Annotated in this window: 3 protein-coding genes; 1 reads left to right on the top strand and 2 read right to left on the bottom strand. The window is 61.3% G+C overall.

The window, feature by feature from the left end; translation table 11 throughout:
• Together VGI36_07025 and VGI36_07020 are read right to left on the bottom strand one after the other, a co-directional pair.
• A partial coding sequence (locus tag VGI36_07025; protein HEY2484883.1) for a cytochrome P450 occupies positions 1-1,061 on the bottom strand: 1,061 nt, incomplete at its 3' end.
• Between the two features lie 35 nt (positions 1,062-1,096).
• Positions 1,097-1,291, bottom strand: a complete 195-nt coding sequence (locus tag VGI36_07020; protein ID HEY2484882.1) for a ferredoxin — start codon at positions 1,289-1,291, stop codon at positions 1,097-1,099.
• A 290-nt stretch (positions 1,292-1,581) separates the two neighbouring features.
• On the opposite strand from VGI36_07020, the gene VGI36_07015 reads away from it, so the two are divergent.
• Positions 1,582-2,750: amidohydrolase family protein (locus tag VGI36_07015; protein ID HEY2484881.1), on the top strand; the 1,169-nt coding region annotated here is incomplete at its 3' end.

Raw genomic sequence — 2,750 nt, 5'->3', positions numbered from 1 at the left:
CCGAACGCAATGTGCGGATTGGGATCGCGGCTCACGTCGAACTTGAACGGGTTATCGAAGACTTCTTCGTCGCGATTCGCTGACGGGTAAAACAGGCATACCGATTCACCCGCGCGAATCTTCTGACCGCGAACTTCGGTGTTTTCGACGGCAGTGCGCGCGAACTGAATCACCGGTGTGGTCCAACGGACGATCTCTTCGACCGCGGGCTTGAGTAGCGCTGGATTTTCTCTTAGCCGATCCCATTGATCGGGGTTTTCGATCAGCGCGAGCAGGCCACCGGTGGTTGCATTACGGGTGGTCTCATTGCCGGCCACCACCAGCAGGAAAAAGTATGAGAGCAGTTCGAGCTGTGGCAGTGGCTGTCCGTTGACCTTCGCGTTCGCAACGATGCTGGTGATGTCGTCGGTGGGGGCCTTGATGCGGTCCGCCACCATATTGCTGAAATATTGGAACAGGCCCAGGCGTGCGCGGTCGAGGGTTTCCTGGGTGCTGGTTCCCTGCTGGAACTCGGGGTCGCTGCCTCCGATGGTCTCGTTGGTCCACTGAAACAGCTGCTCCCAGTCCTGATGCGGCACACCGAGCAACTCCGCGATTACCGCGAGCGGAATTCTGGAGGAGATGTCGAGCACGAAATCGCAGCGGTCGCGGCCGGTCATATCATCGAGGACCTGCCGCGCGATCGCGTCGATTTGCGCCTCGAGGTGGCGCACTCCCCGCGGGGTGAATCGCCTGCTCACGAGTGCGCGATACTCGCCGTGCTCGGGCGGATCCATGTCGAGCAGATGGCGGAATGGAGGCGTGGGCGCGGGTTCTACACCCGCTTCGGGCACGAAGATCAGCAGGCGCGGCCCGTTGAGGAAGAGCCGCGGCTGCCGGGAAATATTAATGATGTCGGCGTGCTTGGTGATCGCCCAGAAAGGGTCGGTGTTCGGATGCTGGCACCAGAACACCGGCTTGTGCTTGCGCAAGTAGGTCCACTCGGCGTGCGGATAGCCATTTTTCGCGTAGTGGTCGGGGCCGATGATGTCGATGTTATCGAGAGAGAAATTCTTTTCCATTGCTTCCATCGGACGCGTGCGGTTGGCCCGCCCGTTCAGTCTTCCTTCAGCGCGATCGCCTGCCGCGGGCACATCCGTACCGCGAGCTTGAGCTTGTCGCGCAGGGATTCTGCGGGGCTTCCCGTGAGCAGGTGCGCCTTGTCGTCGTCGCCCACCTCGAAAACTTCCGGCGCGGCTTCTACGCAGCGGGCATTCCCTTCGCAGAGCTGTAAATCCACAACAACCTTCATGATTTCTCCTCGAGGCGCGTCGCTTGCGCACGGATTTCGAGACTATCGCAGCTGCAGAATTTGAACCAGCGTCGCCTGCTGCAATATGGGTCGCGCTGAGCCCGGGAGTTTCGGCGATTTGCAAAATCGCGGGTTCGGTGGGGGACCAAGGGCGACTTGCCGCAGGGGTACAATAAGGGAGCGCCGCACCGTTTGCGCATGAAGGGCGATTGGATCAAGACTCCGTCCCAGACCATCTCGCAGAGCCCGAATCACGTTCATCGCGTCCACGAGAACGAGGAGAACCAGCTATGACATACGATCTCATTATCAGGAACGGCACCGTGATCGACGGCACCGGAGCTGCCGGCCAGCACGCGGATGTCGCAATTGCAGGCGGCAAAGTAGCGGCGATTGGAAAAGTAACCGAAGGCGCGGGGCGTACCATCGATGCATCGGACTTGATTGTCGCGCCCGGTTTCGTCGATCCCCATACTCACTACGATGCGCAGATCTGCTGGGATCCGATGGTCAGCTGCACATCGTGGCACGGCGTCACCACCGTCGTGATGGGCAACTGCGGTGTCGGCATCGCGCCGTGCCGCGAGAAGGTGCGTGAAATCGCAGCCTGGGACCTGGTCAATGTCGAGGCGATTCCGTTTGACGCGCTGTCGCGCGGGATCACTTGGGAATGGGAAAGCTTTCCTCAATATCTGGACGCGGCCGCGCGCCGGGGCTCGGGAATCAATCTCGCGTTCCTCGCGCCACTGACCCCGTTTCGCCATTTCGTGTTGGGCGAAGAGTCGATGGAGCGCGAGGCGCGGCCCGACGAGATTCAGAAAATCGCATCGTTGCTGGGCGAGGCGGTCCAGGCGGGCGCAGTCGGATTTTCCACCACCACGCTCGCGCAGCACATCGGCTTCAAGGGGCGGCCCCTCGCCTGCCGGTTGGCATCGCGCGACGAATTGAAGGCATACGCAAATGAGCTCAAGCGCGTCGGCCGCGGTTCGATCGAGGTCGCGCTAACGCAGCGCATCGGAAGGGTCTCGGATGAAGAGTCGGACCTGCTGAAGTTCCTACTGGAGGAAAGCGGGCGGCCGGTGACGTGGCTCGCGATCGCCTCGCGCCCCGACAAGCCGGAGGCGACCGACGTCATTCTCCATCGCCTCGAACCCCTGATTGCGCGCGGCGGGGTGCCACAGATCCTTTGCAAACCATTCAGCGTCCAGATGGACCTGCGCAACCCGTTCTCGTTCGCGGACATGGCGATGTGGGGACCGGTGTTCAACCAGACCATGGAGAAGCAGAAGGAGTTTTACCGCGATCCGAGTTTCCGCGGCACGTTCCGAGAGGAACTGAAGCGGCCGCATCTTTTCCAAGGGCGCTGGAACCAGGTCGAGGTGCTGGAAGTGACGAATGACGCCCTCAAGCAATACGAGCGCAAGACCGTGGCAGAGGCGGCGGAGATGCGCGGCAAGGA

Source organism: Candidatus Binataceae bacterium (assembly GCA_036495685.1).
Lineage (GTDB): Bacteria > Desulfobacterota > Binatia > Binatales > Binataceae > JAFAHS01.
Note: the sequence above shows the minus strand (reverse complement) of the source record. Positions and strands in the feature narration are given on the sequence as shown.

Excerpts from the sequence above, each read along its gene's own strand:
- VGI36_07020 (HEY2484882.1), bottom strand. The coding sequence starts at position 1,291 with ATGAAGGTTGTTGTGGATTTACAGCTCTGCGAAGGGAATGCCCGCTGC.